Source organism: Paenibacillus eucommiae, assembly GCF_017874215.1.
GTDB classification, from domain to species: Bacteria; Bacillota; Bacilli; order Paenibacillales; family NBRC-103111; genus Paenibacillus_AI; species Paenibacillus_AI eucommiae.
In genome coordinates this window covers 463,922-488,652 of sequence record NZ_JAGGLB010000003.1, presented here as the reverse complement: position 1 = coordinate 488,652, position 24,731 = coordinate 463,922, and the positions used below count along the sequence as shown (strand labels likewise).

The window sequence follows — 24,731 nt, the reverse complement described above, 5'->3', positions numbered from 1 at the left end:
TACGCATTGAACAAACCCCGGGCAATCGGGGTTTTTCTACAACTAACCCGGGTGAGAGGGTGCACTGGCATTGTCTAAATTTCCGGCCTTTTCTCTGGCATGGATCAAGTCCGTTTGGACTATTCTTATTTGTATTGCTGCAGGAGCCGCTGCCGGGACTTTATTTCCCGATTTCGCGGCGCAGATTGCCCCATTCGGGGACCTCTACTTATCATTCCTCAAGATGTGCGTCATTCCGATTATGATGACTGCGATTGTATCGAGCATAGGCGGCATATTTATGAACAGCAATGCGATTCATATCCTGAAGCGTATGTTGATCGTTTTTGCTGCAGGGCTGCTCCTAGTGAGCGCAGTGGGCTTGACAGTAGGACTGATTGGGCAGCCTGGAAGCGGCCTTTCGCCGGAAGCCAAGGCGGTGCTCGGATCTGTCGTACAGCAAGCTGAGCAGCAGGCTGAGACTGGAAGCGGGACCGGCGAGGAGCGTACGACTACTAATCTGCTTGGTTTTTTGGTTGAACTTATACCACCCAATATTTTTATAGCGCTGGGTGAAGGTAACAGCTTACAAATATTGTTCTTCTCCATCGTTGTTGGAGTAACGGTCGGCATGGTTTCCACTAAAGCTGGTGAGAATTTACTGCAGCTTACAGATCTGTTGTTTAAGGCTTTTCAACAAGCGATTTCCTGGTCGATGTATTTGCTGCCATTTGGACTATTTTGTATTATGGCGGGACAATTATCAGCTATTGGGGAAGGCGTTTTCCCGGCCATCATGAAACTGATTCTCTGGATGTACATTTCCAGCCTGATCGTTATGCTCATCAGTGCAGGAATCATTGCGAAGAAGGTCAATATGTCGATACAAGCGGTGTTTTATGAATTAAAGGATGCGCTTGTCGTAGCCTTTGGAACACGTAACAGTATCGCGGCCATACCAGCCTCTTTACATGCGCTAAGTACTGCATTCCGGGTTGAAGCCAGTTCAGTCCGATTAGTTGTTCCGCTTGGCATGATCTTGTGCAGATACAGCATGATCCTGGTGTATGCTCTTGGAATTATGTTTACGGCTCAGCTATATGGTGTTTCCTTAACGATGCTGCAGCTGGTTACCGTTTGGATTGGAGCTGTGCTCGCTGCTTTGGCAGGTGCAGGAGCGCCTGCAATGGTCTCGATTGCTATGATCGCTATGATAGCGGGGCCCCTGCAGCTGCCGGCAGACACGACGATTATATTGCTGCTGGCTATCAACCCAATTATTGATCCCATCATAACTGCAGCCAATGTGCTGTCCAATTGCGCTGCAAGCGTGATGATTTCGGAAAAAAGCAGTGAAAGTGATTATACACAACCGGCAAAAGAAGACGGAGGCGTTCCACTTGTATCGTTGGATTAAGCTCACACCAGATGATTGGCCCCGTTACCGGGGACTGATGTTCGGACACCTTATGCCCCGTCTTCCGGAGCTGGAGGCGGAGGGCAGGTTATCTGTCTTTGGGGTTGAGCTTGTGCCGGGAAGTCAGGATGAAAGCTGTACCCCGATTGGGCTGGTCATCGCTGAGCAGGAGCGGGTGGAACGGGAAACCAGGGCCGCTCATATTTTATCTTTATTTGTACATCGAGGCTACCGTAGAGCAGGACTTGGTTCCAGGTTAATGAGCACGCTGGAGCAGCATCTTGCTTCTCAAGGTGTAGAGAGGCTTCGTTTTGTTTATTATTCCGGGAAAGAAATTACACCAGCCTTGGAGGCATTTATTAGCCGTTCAGGCTGGTCGGCTCCAAGCTTGGAGGCTAAAATATACCACATCGACAAGCAGATCGTTCATGCACCATGGCTGCGGGAGCATCCACTGCCTGCTGGCATTCAAGCCTTTCCCTGGGGCAATTTGAGCCAGCTAAACAAGGCAAGGCTGCTTGAGCAGGAGGGGGAAATGTATCCAGCATTCTTGTCTCCTTTTAAATCCTTTGCTCCGCTTGAAGCTGCTAACAGTCTGGGCTTGGAAACGGATGGAGATATAGTGGGTTGGATCGTTAATTACAGAATTTCTGAAGATACGGTTTTATACGATGCTGTATTTATCACGCCCAAATATCAATTATCGGGACTCGCTTTATTACTTCTCTGCCGTTCGATCCTTATACAGCTTGAGACTGGAATTCCTTACGCGATGTTTACCGTAAATATGTCCACACCTTTTATGCTTTCCATTGCAGAACGCCGCCTGCGTCCCTATGCAAAGAAGGTGAGCGAGAAGCGTGTCGTCTATAAAAGCATAAACGGATGCGAACGAGGTTAATAAAAATGCAGTAGGAGGGGATGACATGACAGCACTAAAGCCTGGAAAATCAGAGCAGACCGCCGAGCGGATTGCGATTACTGGACTTGGCGTATTATGCGCCCTAGGGGACACGGTGGAACTGGTGTTCAGCCGCATGCTTGAGGGTCAATCAGGTATTGGACCTGTTACCCGCTTTTCAACGGATGCATTACAATGCTCCATAGCAGGAGAAGTCTCTTTTGGTGCTGCTTCTGATTCTGAGGATCTCTGTGCCCAGTATGCTATCGCGGCAGCACGCCAGGCATTGGCAAGCAGCGGGCTTTCCATAACGCCTTGGTTAAACGAATCAAACGAGACCGCCAGCGGGGATTACAGTTTACAAGCCAATCGTTTCGGACTTGCGCTCGGAACCTGCAATGGCGGTATCCTGTCACTTGAAAAACAGTGGACGATTTCTCAGCTTGACGAGTCCCGCACAGCGAAATACCCCTTTTACCAGCAAGGGGATGATACTGCGATTGCACTTGGACTACAGGGACCGGTTGTCACGATAAATACGGCTTGTGCAGCCAGCGGCAATGCAATTGGTTATGCCTGTGACATGCTGAGATGGGGATATGCAGATGCGATGCTGGCTGGAGGCTCCGATCCGCTATCGCATTCCGTGTACGCCGGTTTTAATGTACTTCGTGCGCTTAATCCGCAGCCATCGTCTCCCTTTGGGAGCCAGTTTGGCCTGAATCTTGGTGAAGGTGCAGCATTTGTAGTGCTTGAGCCACTGAACAAAGCGATCCTGCGAGGCGCTAAAATATACGGCGAAATATGCGGTTATGGACTCAGCAACGACGCCTATCACGAAACAGCCCCACATCCTGAAGGCCTGGGCGTCCGTAAAGCAGTGGAGATGGCTCTTAAGCAGGCCGGAGTACCACACCAGAAAATCGAATACATTAACACACACGGCACTGGAACCTTGGCTAATGATCAGGCTGAAATTGCCGGGTTACGGAGTGTATTTGGCAGCGGCATGTCTGTACCGCTCAGCTCTAGCAAAGCTTACTTCGGACATAATCTGGGAGCGGCAGCGTCTGTGGAGCTCGTGACTTCCTTGTATGCGATAGATCAAGGCTTCGTTCCAGCTACGCTGCATTTTGATGATTTTCGAGCCGGCTGTGAGGGAATCGAACTTATTGCAGGAGAAATGAAGAGCGGCCGACCTGCATACATGCTGAGCAATAACTCGGCTTTCGGTGGCCATAATGTGTCCATTGTCGTGAGAACAGGGCCGGAAGTATGCGGCACTCTTGAGGATGCAACATTACCTGCATCTTCATGCCATTCAAATCGCCCTATTCCACGTGTCGCCATAGTTGGCTTGGGAGCGGTCGGAGGCTGGGGAATATGCACAGGAGGTATTTTGCAGGCACTGGATGGCTTGAATGAGCAGGGCCTAAGCTCGCCATTTTCATTAAAGGAATTTGATAAGGACAGGTATGAGCGCAGAATGAACCGGCTTTGCCAATTCAGTATCGGGTCCGCTTTGGCAGCATGCCAGGATGCAGGCTGGAAGGAAGAGGAATTCCCGCTCGGTAATATGGGTTATATTTACGGTACTTCAAGGGGAAGTACTAGCAGCATTAGCAAATTTCTAGGCTCTGTATTTGAGAAAGGGCCTGAGCTTGCAAGCAGCATCTATTTTCCGCATACCGTTATAAACTCTATTTCTGGTAAGACAGCAGAGAAGCTTGGCCTGCAGGGATTCAGCAGCTCGCTAAGTACAGGGGGCAACGAAGGCTTGGCAGCGGCGCTTTATGGGGCGGGAATGATCCGCAGTGGGGTTCATCCCTTTTGTCTGATTGGTGCGGGTGACGAGCATTCTGAATTATCGGATCAAATAGATGCCGCCAAGCAGCTGGATGAAAGCCGTTACAGCAAAGCAGAGGGCAGCGTCTGCCTCGTTCTCGCTGATATGGATGAAGCCAGGCTGCGGGGGATGACGTGCTATGCAGAGCTTCGAGGCTTTGGTACAGCTTTTGGGAGCATGCTGCCTGATCGGCTTGAGCAATCCCCTTTCGCTTCCGCTGTTCTTGCTTCACTTGCACAAGCGGAATTGCCGGCAAGTGAAATTGATCTGGTGCTTCTTAATTCTGTAGGAAGACCTGATGAGCTTGAGCTGGAATTGATGTGTATCCGCCGCTTATTTGGCAAGGATGGACCACCGGTAGTTTGCTTGAATGAGAATGGAGGATACGGAGAATCGGTCAGTTCCTTACTGCATCTTGGAGCAGCTGCAGAGATCGTTTCAGTATCGGCTGCAGACAACAAATGGACCAGATGGCCAGAGTTTGCCGGGCGGGCTCTGACAAATATAGTAACAGTCAGCTCTTCGGTAAATGGCAACAATATGGCGGCAATCGTCAGCCGGGCAGCGAATGAGCCTGCATAAAACTAAACTTATTAAGGAGGAACATAATTATGAGCTTAACCCAAACTTACGATCTGCAGCAAATAAAAGAGGTAGTGAAAGCGAACCTCCTCATTGAGCGGCTGGAGCTGGAGGATATTACTGCGGACGATATAGACGAATATATGCCATTATTTGGAGAAGGTCTTGGCCTCGATTCAGTTGAAGCCTTTGAAGTTATGGTAGGCATGGAGGAGCTATACGGTGTTATGGTTGAAGATATTCCCGCTGAAGAGCTGAAGGCTCATCTGCATTGTGTCCATTCCATTGCCTCATTCATCTTGGCGCAGCTTCAAGCGAGGGAGTAGGCTGATGCTATTACGTGATCAGGTTGCAGTAGTAACTGGAGCAACAAGAGGCATCGGACGTGCTGCGATGGAGCGACTTGCGGCTGAAGGAGCCTCAGTTGTGGGGGTATACAACAGCAGCGACAAGCTGGCAGAAGAGCTGCAGAGCGAGCTGGCTTTGCGGGGAAGTGATGTCCGAATGTTCAAAGGATCGGTTACGGACCGTTCATTCATAGCCTCAATGATGAAGCAAGTATACGATGAATTGGGAAGAATGGATATTCTTGTGAACAATGCAGGTATTTCCGATGATCAGCTTGCTTTGATGATGTCTGAAGAGCAGTGGGATACTGTCTTCCGCACCAATTTTACAGGAACCTGTATATGCTGCCAGGAGGCGATTCCTTATATGGCAGCCGGAGGTGGAGGTAAGGTGGTAAATGTTGTATCTGTCAGCGGTGTTTATGGACGCGAGGCACAAGTCAACTATGCGGCATCCAAAGGAGCGATTATAGGTCTGACAAAAATGCTGGCAAGAAGATATGCGGCAGATGGCATCAGGCTGAATGCACTCGCTCCCGGCATGATCACAACGCAAATGACGGATAAGGTCCCGCTTGAAAAACAACATAATTTTCTACGGCATACCAACATGAACCGGATGGGAACCGCGGAAGAAATTGCCGGCTCTATTGTTTACCTGGCGAGCCCGCTGTCTGATTATGTCTCGGATCACGTGCTTAAAGCGGATGGCGGTTTTCTGCGATAATCTGCGTTAAATAGAGGAGGGAAGATGATGATCCGTACCGCATTTCTCACTCAGGCGGGAGGCAGCGTTAACCGATTAATCGGATATCATTTGTTAGCGCGTGGAATTAAGCTGACTGTACAGTTTGCAGATCCGGTTGATGCTGAGGATTTTTTGTCACTGCTTCCTGAAGAACAGCGGCATTTGTGCAACCCTATTGTAGAGAACCCGAAGGCGCTTGCAAGTATCCATGAGCTTGTGTTGAAATCCGCACATATTATGGAAGGAATGGATGTTTTTATTCATGGGAACGACTGGATGGATGAGGCTCAACTGTTGGACGCTGATCCACTCAGCTTTACGGAAGTGCTGGAGAGCCGAATCAAACAGGTTTTTCTGTACAGTCGTGCTGCTGGGAATATGATGGCCAAAAAGAAAAAGGGCCAAATCATTTTTCCGTTACTTGCCGATTCCCTGCATTATTCTGAATTTCCGAGCTCTCCTGTTTATAATCACAGTGTAATTGCATTCGTCAAAAGCCTGGCTAAGGAGCTTGCTCCATTTCGGATTACTATTAATGCACTTACATTCGGATTTTTCCGGAATGAAGATCTGTCCGAACAATGGAAAGCTGTACGCAAGACACTGGACATTTATGCGTTGAAGCCCCCCATTCCTGAACTATCGGACTTGGTTAAGGGGCTGGATGTGCTGCTTGACCATGGAAGCGGATTGAGCGGGCAAAATATACACTGGGGCTTCGGACTGGATACGACCTTGTAGTTAGTTGAAGAGATAGCTGAGGCGCGAAGGAGAAAGAGAATGATCGTTGGTTTAGGAACCGATCTGGTTGAAATCAGCCGTATAGAAAAAATACTTCGCAGAACGTCCCGTTTATTTCTTCGCCGTTTGTTAAGCGAGAAGGAACTAGCGGCACTAGACAGCATCCTTGATGAGCAAAGGAAAGCGGAATGGGTTGCGGGACGATTTGCAGCCAAGGAAGCTTTTGTGAAAGCGCTGGGAACGGGAATTAGTGGCTTGGTGCCACTAAGCTCGATTGACATCTCAACGGATGGTTCACACAGGCTGAGCGTCAAAGTACCTTCAAATGTGTATAGTCACATTGGTCATCGGGTTCAATGTCATCTCAGTATTACGCATACGAGCATGGCGGCAGAAGCTACAGTTGTACTAGAGCTGGCTTAGTTTAAAAGTGGCGGGGAGACGAATGATGGCGAGCGAACGAAATTCACATTCCGAGGGCTTCAAGGCCAAGAAGAAAGATCCTGATGAATTGAACGATGGAGATTTGGAACAGGTAGCGGGTGGGCTTGCTTCCATTCTAGTACCTTTGTGCAAGCAATGCGGGCAGCGGGTAGCTGTATTCCACATGGACATTTGCGCCGTCTGCTTTCGTAAACTTAACCCTGGTGACTTGGCCCCAGAACATTGAATGCAAACTTATAACCAATATAAAGGAGATGTTTCATGAATCTCTGGCGATTTTTCAGCCTATTCTTGCTTGTCCTAACCCTTACAGCCTGTGCTCAGGTTCAATCTGCGCCATCCGTACCAGCACCTCAAGCTCCTCCTGTTAATCAAGATGCTTCCCTGGGACTGGCACCAGCCGAATTGGGAAAGCTGACAGCCGAAATGCAAGCCATCCATCGGCAGGGTACGCTCAAAGTAGCTATGTATGCACGTGATCGCTATCCTTTTTTTTATCTCGATGAAACCGGCACACTTACAGGAAGCGATGTGATGCTTGCACAAGACATCGCCGACAAGTTCGGAGTGAAGGTATCTTTTCTGCGTACAGCAGGTAATTTTGACGAATTGATTGATCAGGTGGCGAGTGGGGAAGCAGATTTTGCCTTATCTAAGCTAAGTATGACGCTACAGCGGGCTCAGAAGGTTTTTTTCTCTAGTCCATATTTGACTTTGCGCCAGTCTCTGTTAGTCAATCGGCTGCAGCTTGCCAAATTGGGGAAGCAAGGAGAACATACTCTTCAGCTTATTCAGGCACAAGGTGACAAGATCGGTGCCATATCAGGCAGTTCATATGTGCAATATGCCCGGGAGCTTTTCCCTAAAGCTCAAATCATACAGTTCAATACAGGGCCTGAATTAATGGAGGCTGTCAGTAAGGGAGAGGTGCTTGCCGTCTTATATGATGAATTCGAATTATCTATGCATTTGAAGCATAATCCTGGCAGCTCTCTCGATTTGCAATTTATTGCTCTTAACGATAAGATCGATCCACTAGCCATCGCAGTTTCGGCAAAACACCAGCACTTGCTCGCCTGGATGAACGTATACCTGGAGCTGAATCGTCCGTTCATTCATGAATTGCTGCAGCATTACGAGATTGAATAAACGAGTTTACAAGTATAAAACGGCTGCAAATTGCTGTGCGAAATACTGTGCGAAATGCTGCAGGACTAACATGTTTGGAGGTTAAGATGAAATCCAGGACTAGGTGGTTTGCCGTCTTACTCCCCATTATCGTAATAGGACTTATTATGGCTGCTGCAGCCTTTTATCAACAGGGTAGAAGTACTGCACCTGTTGCCACGAAAGGGATTCTTGATCTGACACTTTGGGATGTTAATACGAGTGGCAGTGTCAATTTGAATGGTGAGTGGGAGATTTACTGGAATCAGCTGCTGGAACCACAGGATTTCATTAGTGGTAAGCCGCCAATGACCGGTTATATAAAGATCCCCCGCTCCTGGGAAGGGTACGAGGTAGAGGGTCGTCCTTTGACAACCCATGGTTATGCAACCTTTCGGCTCCAGGTGCACATGTCAGACCATTCGCAGCCGAAAGCGCTTCAAACTATACGCCTTAGTACCGCATACCGGATGTGGGTGAATGGGGAAATGGTCGGTTCAAGCGGTATTGTCGGAAAGAGCAAGGAAGAGATGAAAGCTGTTGTTGTGCCCAAGCTGATTCATTTGAATCATATGGACGGCGATATGGAAATCATTATCCAAATCTCGAATTTTGTACACCGTAAGGCTGGTATATTCGATCCTATTAAAATGGACACTTATACGGCACTGTTCAATGAAATGAACTTGGATTTATCCGTGGAAATGCTGCTGATCGGCAGTATGATTATTATGGGCTTGTACCATATGGTACTTTTCTCGATGCTTAGAAAAAATAGATCCTCACTTTATTTTGGTATCATTTGTTTGCTGCTTGCTATCAAGACTAGCTCGCATGGTCAGACCTTCTTCGCGATCCTGCTTCCGAATATACAATGGGAATACCTGATCAAAATGGAGTACTTGGGATTCCTGTGCAGCGCTCCTATGTTTGTGCTGTTCGTTCACGCCAACTTTCCTGATGAAATGTCCCGTCTGTTGCGTAAAATTTTTATTGCACTAGGTGTATTAATTACCTCATTCATCTCGGTCAGCCCCATAAGCATTTACTTGTCTTTTGCAAGTATGTATCAGATTTATGCCGTTCTTACTATGTGTTTCCTGATGTATGTCATTCTGAAAGCTATCGCTCGAGGACGTGATGGGGCCGTACTAACCGCTATTGGTGGGCTGCTATTCTCGTTGTCGGTGATTAACGATATTTTGAACAATAACGGCAAGCTGAATACGGGAACTTATTTCCCCTATGGTTTGTTAGTACTTATTTTATGTTTGTCAATCATTCTAGCCATGAATTTCTCGAAAGCGTTCAAAACAGTAGAAAAGCTGTCTGATCGTCTTATGGAGACGAACAAGCTGAAAGATGAGTTTATGAGGGATACCTCCCATGAATTGCGGACCCCGCTTAACGGAATGATTGGTTTGGCAGAATCGCTGTTATTTAATATGAGGGGGCAGCTAACGGGAGAACAGGAGCTGCACCTGAGCATGATTATTTCCAACAGTAAGCGAATGACGCATCTAATCAATGATATTCTGGACTATTCCCGATTACGCAGCAATGTTATTGTACTTCATCGTAAAGAGGTGGATTTGCATCAGCTCGTCAATGTGGTCTTAACGATTGTCAAGCCGCTGACGGAAGGGCGCAGCCTCATTCTGGATAATCGTATACCCGATGATTTTCCAAACATTCAGGCGGATGAGAACCGGCTGCAGCAAATCATATACAATTTAATAGGAAATGCGATTAAGTATACGCCGAACGGAACGATTTCTATAACCGCCCGGCTGCTGGAGCAGGATGTAGAAATAGTCGTACAGGATACAGGTATTGGGATCCCCCTGGAAAAGTTTGAAGACATCTTCAAAGCATTCGAACAGGTCGACGAAGGTACATCGGAAATTGGATCCGGACTTGGACTGAAAATTTCGAAAAAGCTTGTCGAGCTTCACGGGGGAACGATCCGGGTACAATCCGAGCTGCGGAAGGGTTCACGCTTTACATTTACTCTTCATCATGATCCCCGTCAGGATGTAATCCGGACAAGCAAAGCCAAGAGAGGGCTGTCACCAGCATTATCACAAACGCTCGAGCCTGGAGATCAGGTAGCCGCGGCTTCTGCTTTTGAATTTCATCTGCTTGTTGTGGACGATGAACCGGTAAATTTACACGTTGTTACACAGCAGCTTCAATCAGCGCAATGTGCCGTTACTACTGCGTACAGCGGAGAAGAAGTGCTCCCTATGCTGCATGAGCTGCACCGTTATGATCTGATCATTGTCGATATTATGATGACGGGGATGTCAGGCTTTGAGCTGTGCCGCAAAATCAGGGAAAGCTACACCCTTTATGAGCTGCCGATTTTGTTAATGACCGCTCAGAATAGGGAAGAAAGTATAGTTGCAGGATTCGCTGCGGGTGCAAATGATTATATTTCAAAGCCCTTTGACCGCAATGAATTAACCGCACGTGTACATACTTTGATTACGCTCAAAAAAGCAGTGCAGGATGTCCGTTTGAACGCTCATGAGTTGGCTCAGCTTAATGATCGCCTTAAAGAGCTTAATCAAAGCCTGGAGTCCAAAATAGTGGAAAGAACCCTTCAACTGGAAACTACGAATAAGGATTTGGAGCATAAAAATACAGAATTAAACCGTCTGGAATCCGCACGACGTCACTTGTTAAGCAATATTTCTCACGAGCTGCGCACGCCAATGACCGCTATCCAAGGTTACACGGAAGCTATCCTGAACGGAATAGTGCAGGATCAAGAGAAAGAAAGGCTTTACCTGAAGATGATCTTATCGAAATCGCTTGGCTTGAACCGGTTAATACAAGATCTGTTTGAGCTGTCCCGGCTTGAGTCGCGGCGTTCCAATATGAAATTTGAAATACTGACAGCTGTAACATTTATGAATCAAATCGGGGATAGATTCGGGATGGATGTTGCCCAGGCCGGGTTACATTACCAATTCAAGATGCCGAGTGTTACCTCCGAGATCAAGCAGTTGAAGCTGATCGTGGACTCAGACCGTATCGATCAGGTGATGAATAATTTGGTCTCCAATGCGATTCAATATACGGCTGATGGAGGGATGGTTTCAATTTCGTGGGAAGTGAGAAAGAGTGACAATCAAGAAGACATTTGGGGGGAACTTGAGATTAGTGTGAGTGACACGGGCAAAGGAATTAGCGGACAAGCGCTGCCTTTGGTGTTTGACCGGTTTTACCGGGAGCAGCAGAACTCCAGCCATTCCGGCTATAAGGGCAGAGGAATCGGACTGGCCATTGCCAAGGAAATCGTCGAATACCACGAGGGACGCATCCAGGCAAATAGTGAGCAGGGCGTCGGCAGCACGTTCTCTTTTACATTACCTGTCTATAATTTGGACGATGAGCTGTAAGAGACTTACTGTAAGAGTTTAAGAGTGATAGAGTGATAGAGGCATGGGATGCACTCTTCAAACACAGACAGGCTATCGCGTCAAAAGGACGGATAGCCTGTTTTGCTGCCTAACTCAAGTCTTAGTAAAAATCTTTAGTGGAGACCTTCCAAACCGGCTCCCTTATTGCCTGCTGTTTCTTCTTGTGCTTTGCCGCGGCGAAGAAATAATCCAAGGAAAATGCCAATGACAGCAATAACGAGCATAATTCTGAAGGTGTACCCGAAGGCTTCAGGCGCCACTTGAAGCATAGCTTTCTGCATATCGGCGGGTCCGGTTACTGTGATGTTTTTCTCCGCGATCAAAGTTGATACCCGGGATGAAAGAATTGTTACCAAGGTTGCGACGGCAAAGGAATTGATAACCTGCTGCATCGCGCTGGTCAACGAGGTGACCCGGCTGACCAAATCACTTGGCGCTTTCTTGATTAAATGTGAATTGAGCGGCATCATCATAAGTCCCATACCTGCCCCGGCCATAATCAACGGTAAGATCAAATCATGACCCTCCGTAGTCAAGCTAACATGAGAATATTGAAAGATTGCCCCAGAGACTAGACTGAGTCCGATAACAACCAACCATCTTACGCCAATTTTATCGAACAAATAACCACCGATAGGCATCATGACGGCTGAAGCCAAAGCTTGTGGAAATAAGGTCATTCCTGTGTCAAACGCGCCATAACCCCGGGCTTGCTGGAGAAATTGCGGGAGCAGGAAAATGGCTCCGAACAACGAGAATTGCAGAACCCATTGGACAAAAATACTGAAGGAAAAATCAACGGAACGGAACACACGCAGTTCAAGAAGCGGAATCTTGGCCCTAAGCTCAACGATAATAAAGCCAATTAGTGCAAGTGTACCAATGATGAGCCCTCCGAGCGTTTTGTCGGAAGTCCAGCTCTCTGCACCCTGCGATACACCATACGATAATGCCGCAAAAGCAATGGGTCCAAGGATCATACCCGGTAAATCAAATCCGGCTACCTGTTTACGGCCTACTTTAGGAAGCTTCCACAGTCCAAAAATAAAGCTGAAAATCCCAACAGGAATATTGATTAGAAATATCCAGTGCCAGGAATGAAACTCTACCAGCCATCCGGCTAGAATAGGGCCAATCGCAGGCGCTAATAATATGGGTACACCAAGCATTCCCATAACTTGACCAATCTTATTCGGAGGACTCAGACGAAATACGTACGCCATAGCGACAGGCATAACGAAGCCGCCACCCAGTCCTTGAAGAATTCGAAACACAATTAACCACTCTGCAGTGTTCGGCGTAGCACATAGCAGAGAAGCAATCGTAAACATAATGACAGAGGACAAGAATACATTCTTGGCCCCGAAGCGGTCCGATAACCAACCAGCGAGCGGAATGACAGCCGCTGTTGCCAGCATGTAGCCAGTTACGGTCCATTGTATCGTAGGCAAATCAGTTTGAAAGTCGACCACGAGCTTCGACAGGGCGACATTCATTGCGGTCGTATCGAGAATAACCATAAAAATACCCGATATAATGGCAATAAGCGGTACTAAAATACTCGTAATTCGAAACTCCGGTTCATTACCGCCGGTTGCAGCTGCTTGATTCATCCCTTGCTCCTCCTTAGACGACATCAGTTCAAGGCTCCATTCTTCCTAAAGGTTCATTCAGGCATATGAATAAGAGCGCAAGTTCACTGAATGTGTTATAATTAATTCGGACAATTGTCCGCTACATCATATTACGGACAATTGTCCGCAATGTCAAATGTTTCTTTCATGAATATTGTTCGTAAGGAGGACCTTGCGTGAAGCATTCAAATCACCATGCAGATTCTCTGCACAAACAGAAGGCGGCAGAGGCCGTCTGCGGCCGGCGCGAAGAGCGGGATTCGGAATATCGTAAACGTATTCTTACTTCTGCACAAAGCCTGTTCGAAAAGCACGGAATTGAAGAGGTTACGATGTACCAAATCGCCAAAGAGGCGGGGGTAGGTCAAGGCACCTTGTATCGCCGATATCCTCATATAGGTGAGGTCTGCAGCGATTTATTGCGTTCTGGTACAGCCGAGTTTCTTGACTCTCTTGATTCAAGTCTGGCTGATGCCGATCCCCAAAAAGCAGCTTTAAGCCAGCTGTCGCAGATCATTATCCGGATCATTGATTTTATTGATGATAAGGCGCCACTGCTGGCAGGGATCAAATCGATGTATACTGACAAAAAAAGAACCTCTATACATCAAAAACCGATTTATGTGCGACTTCACAGTGTTCTTGAAACTCTGATCAACAGTGCCGTAAGTCAAGGGGAGATTCAGCCCATTGATGTTACACTGACTGTGAACACGATATTATCTTCGCTCAGTCCGGAACAGTACCTGTATCACAGGGAAGTTTTGGGCTACAGCAAGCAGCGATTTACTGAAGGCATTTGCCGCCTTTTTGTGAAAGGGTTGTAGGTGTTTAAGTTTATTTTTTAGTTTAATTTTTAAGTTTAACTAAAGGTGCAGTGCATATAATCCCTGTCGATTTTTATGGAGTCGGTTGGTTTATTTGTAATGTGCCTTTTATATTTTTGGGAAAAGCTGCCTCGTGTCGCGTCACTCCCGTCTCCCCCGTCTCCCCGAATGGAGCGTGTGCTTCACTTAACGATGTTTTTAATCGTTAAAGTAAGGGTTTCAGATCAATCCGTTACGTTAATGATGTTTTTCATCGTTAAAAGAGGTCGGATGGTCCCATCTGGGTGGATACCAGGGATTTAACGATGTTTTTCATCGTTAAAGTAAGTTGCGGAGGCGACCTCGTGCTTTTAGCGATGAAAAACATCGTTAAAGTAGCAGTTCTTCATCGATCTTCATCGCGAGGCGCTTCAAATCGTTCCATCACGCTCCATCGATCTTCATCGAACGTTACTGCTCTTCATCCCAGCATCATTGCCTGCTACGAGATCTCCTCCAACCAAGAGAAACACGCTTGCTGGCTTTCCGTTTGAGCTTGGTGTTCGTGTGATTCGTGCGAATTGTAGCTAAAGAGAGGGAATGGCTGTGGGTGGAAGAGCGGCAGCGTCCGCCTTTAAAGATTTGTTCCTACCTCTATATCCATCCATTCAAGGGAACAAATCTTTAACAGCGGCTGGAGCCCACAGCCATTTCCTCCCCGAACCACCCACAAAACGAACACGCACCTCAGAGGACGCCCAAGAAGGGCGTTTTTCTCAAACGAGCACAGCACGAAGCGCTTCGGCAAATTTGGCTATGCCCGGAACGATATCTTCCTGGCTGGGTCTGGCGAAGGTGAAGCGGACATAGCCGGAATCAGATCCGTACACACTGCCGGGAACAAAGATAATCCCTCTTTTTATCGCTTCCTCAAGCAGCTTGCTATCATTCACTTCGGGGATAATTTTACACCAGAGATGCAAGCCTCCCTGCGGTACGGTAAACGTTACATCATCCCCCAGCTCTTTTTCCAGGGCACCTATCAGTAAATCACGTTTGAAGAGCAGGCTTGTACGCAGACGGTCCAGGTGCGGCTCGACGTAAGGGGATTCCAGAAACTGAACAGCGATTCTTTGTGGAACGACACTGAGCCCAAAATCCATTTGCTGTCTGGCGTCGGCCAGGCGGGAGACAACAGAATGGGGAGCAACCATCCAGCCAATGCGTAAACCCGAAGCTGCGATTTTGGAAAGAGAGCCAATATATATAACGGAACCGTGCTGATCCAAAGACTTGAGGGGAGCAGGAGGTGTTCCCTCATAAGCAGTCAGGCTAAATGGATCGTCCTCTACGATAGGGATGCCGAGCTCTGCAGCGAGATCGAGCAATTGCGTGCGGCGAACCGGATCGAATACTGCACCAGTTGGGTTCTGGAAATTGGGATTAATGAAAACCATCCGGATCCGGTGTTTTTTATATAAGGCCCGGACATCCTCAGGCTTAATGCCTTTGTCATCTACAGGCAGACGAAACAAACGCAGTCCGGCAGATTGAAACATAGGCAAAGAGTAGCAGTAGGAGGGATCTTCAATCGCAACAGCATCCCCTGGACTGAGCAAGCACTGGGTAATTAAATACAATGACTGCTGGGAGCCGGATGTGATGAGGATGGAAGATTCAGTGGCCTGAATGCTGCGATATTGCTCTAAATAGGAAACAAGAGTTTCTCGTAACGGTACATAGCCTTGTGGATTGACATACCCCAAATGCTCAATGAAAGGCTGTTCTTTCAAAATAAGCCTGATTTCTTCATTAGGAGCCAAATCCGAAGCCAGCTCACCGCTGGCGAAATCGATGATGGCTGTTCCTTTTTGAAGCACTTCTCTGATGCGGCGTAAAAAAGGTAAGTTGGGCAGGAAATTTCCACCCTCTACGTAACGGTTCCAGTTAGGGGTATGCTTGGAACTGACGCCCCACTTAAATCTGCTTACACGGGTGCCGCTTCCTGTCTGGCTTTCGATAAGTCCTAGTGCCCGCAGCTGCTCATACGCAAGCACAACTGTGCTGCGATTAACTTCAAGCTGCTCGGCTAATTTACGCTCAGAAGGCAGTAAGCTTCCAGGCGGAAATTCGCCGTATGAGATTCTCCGCTCCATATCATCTGCTATTTGCTGAAAAAGCGACTGTCCGCTTGTCCGATCTGGCTTCCACATGCTATCACGACCTTGACTGATCTTTTTTATAAAAATATGCTGCCCTTATCATAACATCTGAACACAGTTTTTGGGGCTGCTTCATTCATCAATTATTTGACAACCGGATGAGCCGCCCATATAAATGAACTGCCCAGAAAACGCAAAAAGATGCAGCGCAGATAACCTGCGCTTGCATCTATGATCCATAATATTGGGTCACTTCATATACAAATAGAAGCCTAAAGCTGCAAATCCCAGAACAATAGCGACTACATAAAACCACGTTAGTCTGCTCCAATAGCCTTTTGTTTTTTGATCATATTCAGGGTTTCCTTCTTTGTTAGCTTTAGAGTTTCCAATCATGATAGTTGCAATCGTACCGCACAATAGAATAACGAAAAACACGATGTAATATGCATACACGGACATATCTTACCACCACCTAAACCTAAGAGTACCATAACTTGATCATATAAATAATATAACCAGTTGTAACCATCCAATTCATAAGCTTTTATACCAGCCATTCGGCTTCTTAATGAAACTGGATGGGGAAAAAAGCGGTTCTTTGGATGGGATATATGCACACAAGTTCTTTTATTATAGAAGTATGCTAGAAATGTTTAAGAAATCAAATCGCCAGGAGGTTATGAACATGAAAGAAGGCCAATTACGTGTCGCAGTGGTTCAAGCGGCACCCATCCTCTTTGACAAACTATCATCTTTAACCCAGATTGCCAGTTGGACGAAAGATGCCGCTGCTAAAGGAGCTAAGCTGGTTGTATTTCCTGAAGTATTCATTTCAGGGTACCCGAGGGGGCTAACCTTTGGAACACGGGTAGGAAGCCGGAGTACGGAAGGCCGCCAGGATTGGGCACGTTACTGGGAGAGCGCTATCGATATTCCTGGTGAAGATACGGCTATTCTTGGGGAAATTGCCAGGGAAGCTGGTGTTTATCTAGTCATTGGTGTAGTTGAACGTGATCAGGAATTTAGCAGGGGGACTCTCTTTAATTCAATCCTGTATATGGGACCTGATGGAAGTGTTCTGGGCAAACACCGCAAGCTTGTCCCAACTGGAGCTGAGCGTCTTCTATGGGGACAGGGAGACGGGAGCACATTAACGGTCATAGATACACCCTTCGGGCGAATTGGAGGTTTGATTTGTTGGGAAAATTATATGCCGCTTGCCCGGATGGCTATGTATGCCAAAGGCATTGACATCTTAATAACGCCTACAGCAGATGCACGGGATACCTGGCAGGCTACTCTGCAGCATATCGGCTGTGAAGGGCGCTGTTTCGTGATCTCCAGCAATCAATTTGTAACGAAGGAATCTTACCCCGTAGACCTCGCTTGTTATGGAGATATTAGTCAGGATTCCGATATTCTTAGCCGAGGTGGAAGTGCTATTGTTGGACCGCTTGGAGGTTATGTAACAGGGCCGCTTTTTGACCAGGAGGGTATGATTATAGCAGACCTTGATTTATCGCTGGTAACACAAAGCCGCTTTGACTTTGATGCTACTGGACATTATAGCCGCCCTGATGTGTTTCAGTTGATCGTAAACAATCAGAAGCAGGATATCCTTCGCACTATTTGAGCTTGGAGAAGCTGACTGAAACGAAAGAATAGAATACGATTGGCTCGAAGTGGAAAGCATAAACCAGAACAAAATTCCACATCAGAAGGAAACTGAAGATGAGCCATGATCCGTCCAACCTTGATAATCTGCTAAGCATTCATCTTGAACAAAATAAGACCAGATTACAGCAGTTGTTCTCTGACTGCACTGATATTGTATATCTGGATTGTGACCTGGGACAAACCGTTCCAGGATTGTTTGTGTATTTCAACGGCCTTACTGATGAGGAGCGTTTGGACGAAATTAGGCAATCGGTTTCCACAGTGGATCACAGAATAGAACAAGAGGTTTCTCAGGAAGCTTCCCAGGAAGTCTATTTTGAAGATTTGATCTATAGGAAGATTAATCATTTGCAGTTTAAAGAATTGCCTACGTTTAACGATATTGCCGATCAATTGACAATGGGCAACCCGGTCCTGGTAGTTGATGGTATGGACACCGGCTATGCCTTTTCTTTAGCCTGCTGGCGTAAAAGAGCGGTAGAAGACCCGGTAGCAGAATCCGTGGTCAGAGGTCCCCGTGAAGGTTTTTCGGAGTCTATTACCGATAATATGGCTATGTTAAGAAGGCGGATACGTAATCCCGACCTGAAGATGAAAGGATTAGAACTAGGGCTTTATACGAAAACATGTGTGACAATTGCTTATGTAGAAGGATTGGCGGCTCCAGAATTAATTGCAGAGGTGGAGAAGCGGCTTGCAGTTATTGAAGTCGATGGTGTTCTGGAGAGCGGAAATATCGAAGAATACATCGAGGATCAACCTTTTTCTCCTTTTCCACAAATTATGGCCACAGAGCGCCCTGACACTGTCACAGCATCGTTACTGGAAGGCCGTGTTGCTATTTTAACCGATGGAACACCCTTTTGTCTTGTTGCCCCAATAAGTTTATTTTCCCTGCTTCAATCACCTGAAGACTTTTATCAGCGCTATATGATCTCAACAGCTATTCGCTGGCTTCGCTATACATTCTTTTTGATTGCTTTGATTGCTCCCTCCGCTTATGTTGCCGTTCTGACCTACCATCAGGAGATGATTCCGTCGTCGCTGTTGTTCAGCATTGTCAAATCCAGGGAAGAAATCCCGTTTCCAGCGCTTGTTGAAGCTTTTATTATGGAGACCATGTTTGAAGCTTTACGGGAAGCTGGTGTACGTCTCCCTAAACAGGTAGGGGCAGCTGTCAGCATTGTCGGAGCTCTTGTAATAGGACAAGCAGCCACCTCAGCCGGGCTCGTTTCCTCTCCCATGGTTATGGTTGTGGCTATTACTGGTATTGCCTCATTCTTAATTCCTCACTATACAATTGGAATCTCTATTCGGCTATTGCGATTTCCTATTATGCTGCTGGCAGGGATTCTGGGGCTGCTCGGTTTATTGATCGGCTTGATCGCGATAGTTATTCACTTATGCTCACTTCGCTCATTTGGGACTCCTTATTTATCGCCTTTGGCACCAATGATGTCTGAAGAGTGGAAGGATGTTCTGGTACGGGCTCCTGCCTGGACACCAACAAAGAGGCCGCGGTTAACAAGAGCTGGGGGAGGAAGCCGCAGCAGCAGGACGATGAAGCCCGTTCAGCCTCTTAAGGAACAGGGGGAGTAGGGATGATTGCAAGAAATGCATGTTGTAAAAGAATCACTTTGCTCTGCCTGATTTTTTTGACGCTGCCGTTAGTTTCAGGTTGTTGGGATCGCTCTGAAGTAACGGATATGGCGCTGGTTATGGCTGCGGGGATCGATCAGGAAGAGCATAATCAGGTCAAATTATCGGCGCAAATTTATCTTCCGGCAGTCGGCACCCAGTCTGCAAACACACAAGAGGGCAAAGACTCAAACGGCTCCAACAGTGGTCAAACGCTGGTTACCAGTGCAGTAGGCATTTCTCTTGCAGATGCCATGTCGCATCTTCAGGAACGTATTTCTAGAAGGTTGTTTTGGGGACATAATGACGTATATGTATTTGGCAAGCAGCGTGCGGAAGCTGGTATTGCTGATGATTTGGACTTTATTTTACGCTTTTCCAGTATGCGAGAGAGAGGGGCGCTATACGTCACCGAAGGGACAGCCAGTGAGATCATGAAGGTAGTTCCCCAAATGGAACGGAGTTCCATGGAAGCACTGCGGGAATTGTCCAAAAAACAGGTCAGTACAGAGGTGGATTTAAAGCAGGTGATTGAAAAAATCGTAGAAACACCTGAGCAAACGTTTTTTCTTCCCTATATTGTCAAAGCTTCTGATATGGCTGATAAGAATTACATCCGAAATACAGAGATGCCTTATTTTCATGGATTGACAATATTCAAAAAAGCAAAAATGATAGGCAGCCTGGATAATCAGTTAACACGAGGTGCATTCTGGCTAACAAATAAAATCAAAGCTTCTACGATTAATGTATCGCATATGGGTTCCACTGGAACTACCTCCATCAGACTGGCTAATAGTAATACCAAGCTGGAGCCCTTTATTACTCCTGAAGGGAAGTGGAAAATGACCGTTTCTATAAAATGTGATGGAGATGTGATCCAGAATACATCATCTCTTGATTTGATGAATGCTGAGCACCTGCAAAAAATAGAAATTGGATCTGCTGAGTTGATTAAGCTGCGAATTGAAGGAGCCTTGAAAAAAATACAAAAGCAAATGAAGGCTGATGTATTTGGATTTGGCGAAATGTTTAGAAGAAAGTATAAGGAGCAGTGGAAGGAAGCAAAATTGGATTGGGGCAGCAAGTTTGCTGAGATGGAAGTCGACGTTCAAGCGACAGTTTATATTATCCGGCCGGGTACTATGAATGAGACGATACCTAATGTAATTAGAAAGGGAAACTAAATTGAATGGAATATCCTTGAGTATAATTTGGGTGCTGGTTGCTCTTCTCGCATGGAAGGATCTGAGATATTTTAAAAAAGGCAGACGCACTATCGCAGTTTATATCCTATTGCTCAGCTTTTGTTGTTTTCTCTTCATTGCGCTTCTCAGAAATCCAAATATGCCTGGTCCCACAGAACTCGTTAATACACTGTATAAACCGATAAGTAAATATTTGAAGCCCTAATACTCGGGCAAGGAATGGGGGTTCCTATGGATAAGGGGAAAATATCTTCATTTCAAATGGCTTTTCTAATGTTCCAGTCCATTTTGGGCTCTTCTGTGCTGCTTATGCCCTCGATTACCACTCGAATATCCGGACAAGACATGTGGATGACCCCTCTCATATGTATCGTTTTTGGCTATTTTGTTTTTTGGCTGGCTGTACAGCTATATCGTCTTTCTCCGGATGGCACGTTTATCAAATTACTGGAAACCGTCTTTAACAAACCAATTGGTAAAATACTCAATTTGTTGTTTCTATGCTTTCAAATACATATACTGTCGATCGTTACGAGCGATTATGGCGCATTTATGGTGAATAACTTTTTTTTCAAAACACCGGTTGTCGTCATTTTGGGCGCGATGCTGCTTTTAACCTGCTGGGTTGTGAAAGAAGGGATCGAGGTTCTTGCGAGATGCGGGCAGTTGTTCATTCCGATCATTACTGTTTCCGCACTCCTGATTTTTGTTATGCTCTTAAAAGAATTACATCCAACGGAAATATTACCGATATTCGAAAAAGGGATCACACCGCTAATGAAGGGTTCTGTTATTATGAGCGGCTGGTTTTGTCAGCTTATGGTGGTTATCTACATTTTACCACATGTAAAAGATGAACAAGCCATTATGAAATGGGGCATTATTTGCGTCACAGGTATTGCCATCTTAATGTTTGTGGTTAATATATCTGTATTTATGCTTTTAGGTGACAGTACCTCATTTTACAATTACCCCGTGTTTATGGCCGCTCGTTACATTCGTTTGGCGAACTTCTTTGAACATGTTGAGTCTGTGGTGATGATGGTCTGGGTGCTTGGTGAATTTATCAAGATCAGCGTTCATTTCTATGCCGTTTATATAGGTTTATCTCAAACCTTTGAGTTCAACCATGCCGCACGTGTTTTTGTGTTTCCACTTGCCTTTCTTATCCTTTTGATGTCATTTTGGTCTGTCAATGATTTCCGGACACTCGCAGAATTTGTTTCGAACTCGGGAACCCTGTATATACTAACTGGTTTTTTCTTGTTTCCACTTTTTGTCTACGCGATTGCATCCATCAAAAGATTGATTAGAACCTGAAGGCTGCACCCAATTAAATGAGTGCAGCCTTTAGGTGCATAAGAATCGATTATTTATCTATATAAAAGTTACGATCACCAATTTGGATGTCCTCCAAAGGTCCCCGTTTAGTATTTTCATGAATGAAGAAGAGCAGAGACTGAGTGGTTCCATCCTTGAAGGTTAAAACTATGGTATTGCCTTCAATTACATACGTGCCTGTTGAACTCTCTTTTTTAGTCGCGTTTGTTGACGACGAACCGCCTTGGAGACTGGAAAGTGAAAGGTTTTTACTTTCAAAGGCTCCATTCTTATTGAACGTAATGTACTCAGTCCAGGAAGACGAATAAGGATCGATGCCTATTAAACCAGAGTATCCTTGATATTTGTATTTCCCTTCAAGCATTAACCCTTTAGCAGCCGGTTTAACGGGTTCCAGGCTAACCTCGTCTATCATTAATTTACCTTTGTCAGACTTTGCAATGGCAAAGGTATCCCCATTGTCAAGCTTCATCGTCCCATTGGAAATCGTATAGGGGCTGCACGCATCCTGTGTACAGTCGAGCGTATCAGGTCCCCCGTGAGGAGACTCGCCTATAATTACCTTATTTCCGGGAAGGAAGGTATAGAAGTCCCAACAAATACCTCCACATTCACTCCCCCCCAGATCGTCTCTGAAGCCATAATACATGCCCAGGAGCTTACTCAGATCGACAGTGCTTGTCGAGGAGGGGGCATACTCGCCGCTGCCTTTGGATACATCAGGTTTTGGAGATGCGGGTTTATCCTCCTTGGGGGCAGCTGGTGTATCTGTAGTCAGAAATCCCTCCAGCCTTTTTTCTAGCTCTGCTTTAGTGATGCCAAGCCCTTGCCAGAACTTTTCGGTGAAAATCGTAATTTCCCGATTCGGCCCATCCCAAGCTACGACAGCTCCTGTTGCCTCGCCTATAAAACGCAGCGGCACCATCGTATTGCCGGAAATGATCGTTGGAGCTTGGCTAAGCACCGCCGTTTTACCATTGATGGTCGCATTGATATTGTCTATTTTCAGGGTAATGTCCAGCCCAGTCTTAGTGCCTGTGACGAGACGCTGTTCACTGTTCCATTCTACCTCCATGCCCATAGCTTCGAACAGCGGACGGAAGGGGACGAGCGTCGTACCTTGCTTAAGCAGCGGGTCCACCTCAAATTGGATTGGAGTGACATCGACAAAAACTTTAATAGGGGGTGGCGCGGCTGCAGCTGTGGCCTTACCCGGAGAAACGCCGATAACGCACATGATCAACAGCAGCATAAAGCCTATCTGAAGTACGTTAACTTTTTCAAACACTTGCGGTTTATACAAAATTAATATCCTCCTTTGGCTGTGGATTATGAACCCTAACAGGATACTTCACTTTCCAAAATATTTCCAGGTACTGTAGTAATAGCCAGACACGATACTTATGACCTGTTTTGGTTGATAAGTAGGACGTAGGTCTATAAGTGAATAAGAATGACATTATTGATTGCTTAATAACATAGGTATATATATCTACTAAAAATGCTTCTCATTTATCAATACCTTGTAATACAATATATTGTGTGTTACCATACTTTCGAGGGGATGAGGTATTTGAAAATACGGAAGGAATGGCTGAAAGGATATATAGATTTAATTATTCTTAGCTTACTTAAGACTGATGATCTGTACGGGTATGAAATGAGCAAGAAAATGAAGGAAGTAAGCGGCAATTTATTTGTTTTAAAAGAAGGAACCTTATATCCTGCGCTTAAGAGATTGGAGCAAAAACAATTAATTGAAGGATACTGGAGTGAATCGGAAGGCGCTGCCCGCAGGAAATATTACCGGATTACACCGGAAGGCGTTGATACGTATGTAAGCAGTCAAAGTGAATGGCTTGTACTGAAACAGATTTTAGAATCTTTTCTCGAGGTGAAGAGTAATGAAAAGAATAGATGATTTCCTTAATCGTTTATATCAGGATTCGGGGTTAGATCCACGAGAAATAAAGGATATGAAGGAAGAAATGAGAACTCATCTCTATGCATATATCGAAGAGGCTAAGCAAAGAGGCCTTACTGATAATCAAGCCATTGAAGAAGCAATAGAGAACTTTGGTCAAGAAGAAGAAATTTTTGCTGATCGTTTTGATGATCGCCTAGATACGCAAGTGTCTGTCGTGAAAGCGAAGAGCAAACAGATGATTTCGGCAATCGTTATTCTATCTACCATAATCTTGTTAGCCATCACGGCCTGGGGAGTAAAGCAGCTCAATCAGCACGAAAGAGAGGTTTTTTACAATGGCGTATCGGGTGCACTTTTTATGAATGAACAGCCTGATATGGACGCTTTAAAAAAGGAAGTTGATCGTGCTATAGAAGAGAAGGTGATCAAGGATGTTGTTATTACACGGGGGACACATTCCTCATCGCCTATAATATACAAAACGATAGATTCGGAGGGCTTTCCACAAGATGACTCCATTGCTGTTACAACGAAGATAGAACGGATCCCAGCCATTTATCCTAATCAGGAGGATGTTTATCTAGTAGCTTATTCGTATAATATTTTGCGATTTGGCTCCGTATTGCAGCTTGCGTTCCTACTGTGCATAGCCTTTGTACTTACATATATAGCACGGATAAGAGGGAGAAGATAGATAGGATAAGAAGAGCTCAAGCAAAAGTTCTAGCAAACGCG

General features: G+C 46.0%; 21 protein-coding genes. 17 read left to right on the top strand and 4 right to left on the bottom strand.

Annotated elements, in window-relative coordinates; translation table 11 throughout:
- Positions 1-70 precede the first annotated feature (70 nt).
- The 10 genes from J2Z66_RS07615 to J2Z66_RS07570 all read left to right on the top strand — a co-directional run bounded on the left by J2Z66_RS07615 (position 71) and on the right by J2Z66_RS07570 (position 11,579).
- Positions 71-1,396 carry a dicarboxylate/amino acid:cation symporter gene (locus J2Z66_RS07615; protein ID WP_209970750.1) on the top strand — a complete coding sequence of 442 codons (1,326 nt, stop codon included), beginning with the start codon at positions 71-73 and terminating at the stop codon, positions 1,394-1,396.
- On the top strand, positions 1,380-2,297 hold the full coding sequence (locus J2Z66_RS07610) for a GNAT family N-acetyltransferase (RefSeq protein ID WP_209970749.1): 918 nt from the start codon (positions 1,380-1,382) through the stop codon (positions 2,295-2,297). Before J2Z66_RS07615 ends, J2Z66_RS07610 begins: the two co-directional genes overlap by 17 nt.
- 25 nt (positions 2,298-2,322) lie before the next feature.
- Positions 2,323-4,725, top strand: coding sequence for a beta-ketoacyl-[acyl-carrier-protein] synthase family protein (locus J2Z66_RS07605; protein WP_209970748.1), 2,403 nt, complete (start codon positions 2,323-2,325; stop codon positions 4,723-4,725).
- 29 nt (positions 4,726-4,754) lie between these two features.
- A complete protein-coding gene (locus J2Z66_RS07600; RefSeq protein WP_209970747.1) occupies positions 4,755-5,051 on the top strand; it encodes an acyl carrier protein in 297 nt (98 codons plus the stop codon).
- A gap of 4 nt (positions 5,052-5,055) precedes the next feature.
- Positions 5,056-5,799 carry a 3-oxoacyl-ACP reductase FabG gene (fabG, locus tag J2Z66_RS07595; RefSeq protein ID WP_209970746.1) on the top strand — a complete coding sequence of 248 codons (744 nt, stop codon included), beginning with the start codon at positions 5,056-5,058 and terminating at the stop codon, positions 5,797-5,799.
- Positions 5,800-5,823: 24 nt separating this feature from the next.
- A complete protein-coding gene (locus tag J2Z66_RS07590; RefSeq protein ID WP_209970745.1) occupies positions 5,824-6,561 on the top strand; it encodes an SDR family oxidoreductase in 738 nt (245 codons plus the stop codon).
- Between the two features lie 39 nt (positions 6,562-6,600).
- Positions 6,601-6,984, top strand: coding sequence for a holo-ACP synthase (gene acpS / locus J2Z66_RS07585; protein WP_209970744.1), 384 nt, complete (start codon positions 6,601-6,603; stop codon positions 6,982-6,984).
- Between the two features lie 25 nt (positions 6,985-7,009).
- Complete coding sequence (locus tag J2Z66_RS07580; RefSeq protein WP_209970743.1) at positions 7,010-7,231, top strand: hypothetical protein; 222 nt, start codon at positions 7,010-7,012, stop codon at positions 7,229-7,231.
- Positions 7,232-7,266: 35 nt separating this feature from the next.
- Positions 7,267-8,154: an ABC transporter substrate-binding protein gene (locus J2Z66_RS07575; RefSeq protein WP_209970742.1), complete on the top strand. Its 888-nt coding sequence runs from the start codon at positions 7,267-7,269 to the stop codon at positions 8,152-8,154.
- An 86-nt stretch (positions 8,155-8,240) separates the two neighbouring features.
- The gene (locus J2Z66_RS07570) at positions 8,241-11,579 is read left to right on the top strand and encodes an ATP-binding protein (RefSeq protein WP_209970741.1); all 3,339 of its coding nucleotides are present in this window, start codon (positions 8,241-8,243) and stop codon (positions 11,577-11,579) included.
- Between the two features lie 134 nt (positions 11,580-11,713).
- Here J2Z66_RS07570 and J2Z66_RS07565 read toward each other — a convergent pair whose 3' ends face one another.
- Complete coding sequence (locus J2Z66_RS07565; protein WP_209970740.1) at positions 11,714-13,213, bottom strand: MDR family MFS transporter; 1,500 nt, start codon at positions 13,211-13,213, stop codon at positions 11,714-11,716.
- 197 nt (positions 13,214-13,410) lie between these two features.
- Between J2Z66_RS07565 and J2Z66_RS07560 the strand changes: the two genes are divergently transcribed.
- On the top strand, positions 13,411-14,061 hold the full coding sequence (locus J2Z66_RS07560) for a TetR/AcrR family transcriptional regulator (RefSeq protein ID WP_209970739.1): 651 nt from the start codon (positions 13,411-13,413) through the stop codon (positions 14,059-14,061).
- Between the two features lie 755 nt (positions 14,062-14,816).
- Here J2Z66_RS07560 and pdxR read toward each other — a convergent pair.
- Positions 14,817-16,253 carry a MocR-like pyridoxine biosynthesis transcription factor PdxR gene (gene pdxR, locus J2Z66_RS07555; protein WP_209970738.1) on the bottom strand — a complete coding sequence of 479 codons (1,437 nt, stop codon included), beginning with the start codon at positions 16,251-16,253 and terminating at the stop codon, positions 14,817-14,819.
- A 198-nt stretch (positions 16,254-16,451) separates the two neighbouring features.
- Positions 16,452-16,664: a hypothetical protein gene (locus J2Z66_RS07550; protein ID WP_209970737.1), complete on the bottom strand. Its 213-nt coding sequence runs from the start codon at positions 16,662-16,664 to the stop codon at positions 16,452-16,454.
- 220 nt (positions 16,665-16,884) lie between these two features.
- Between J2Z66_RS07550 and J2Z66_RS07545 the strand changes: the two genes are divergently transcribed.
- The 4 genes from J2Z66_RS07545 (at position 16,885) to J2Z66_RS07530 (ending at position 22,048) form a co-directional block, all read left to right on the top strand.
- Positions 16,885-17,838: a carbon-nitrogen hydrolase family protein gene (locus J2Z66_RS07545; RefSeq protein WP_376774365.1), complete on the top strand. Its 954-nt coding sequence runs from the start codon at positions 16,885-16,887 to the stop codon at positions 17,836-17,838.
- 98 nt (positions 17,839-17,936) lie between these two features.
- On the top strand, positions 17,937-19,481 hold the full coding sequence (locus J2Z66_RS07540; protein WP_209970735.1) for a spore germination protein: 1,545 nt from the start codon (positions 17,937-17,939) through the stop codon (positions 19,479-19,481).
- A gap of 2 nt (positions 19,482-19,483) precedes the next feature.
- A complete protein-coding gene (locus J2Z66_RS07535; protein WP_209970734.1) occupies positions 19,484-20,707 on the top strand; it encodes a Ger(x)C family spore germination protein in 1,224 nt (407 codons plus the stop codon).
- Positions 20,708-20,959: 252 nt separating this feature from the next.
- Positions 20,960-22,048, top strand: coding sequence for a GerAB/ArcD/ProY family transporter (locus J2Z66_RS07530; RefSeq protein ID WP_209970733.1), 1,089 nt, complete (start codon positions 20,960-20,962; stop codon positions 22,046-22,048).
- A gap of 49 nt (positions 22,049-22,097) precedes the next feature.
- Here J2Z66_RS07530 and J2Z66_RS07525 read toward each other — a convergent pair whose 3' ends face one another.
- Positions 22,098-23,372, bottom strand: a complete 1,275-nt coding sequence (locus J2Z66_RS07525; protein ID WP_209970732.1) for a copper amine oxidase N-terminal domain-containing protein — start codon at positions 23,370-23,372, stop codon at positions 22,098-22,100.
- 270 nt (positions 23,373-23,642) lie between these two features.
- Between J2Z66_RS07525 and J2Z66_RS07520 the strand changes: the two genes are divergently transcribed.
- Both J2Z66_RS07520 and J2Z66_RS07515 read left to right on the top strand, forming a co-directional pair.
- Positions 23,643-23,990, top strand: coding sequence for a PadR family transcriptional regulator (locus J2Z66_RS07520; protein WP_209970731.1), 348 nt, complete (start codon positions 23,643-23,645; stop codon positions 23,988-23,990).
- Complete coding sequence (locus tag J2Z66_RS07515) at positions 23,974-24,690, top strand: permease prefix domain 1-containing protein (protein WP_281068803.1); 717 nt, start codon at positions 23,974-23,976, stop codon at positions 24,688-24,690. Before J2Z66_RS07520 ends, J2Z66_RS07515 begins: the two co-directional genes overlap by 17 nt.
- Positions 24,691-24,731: the final 41 nt, after the last annotated feature.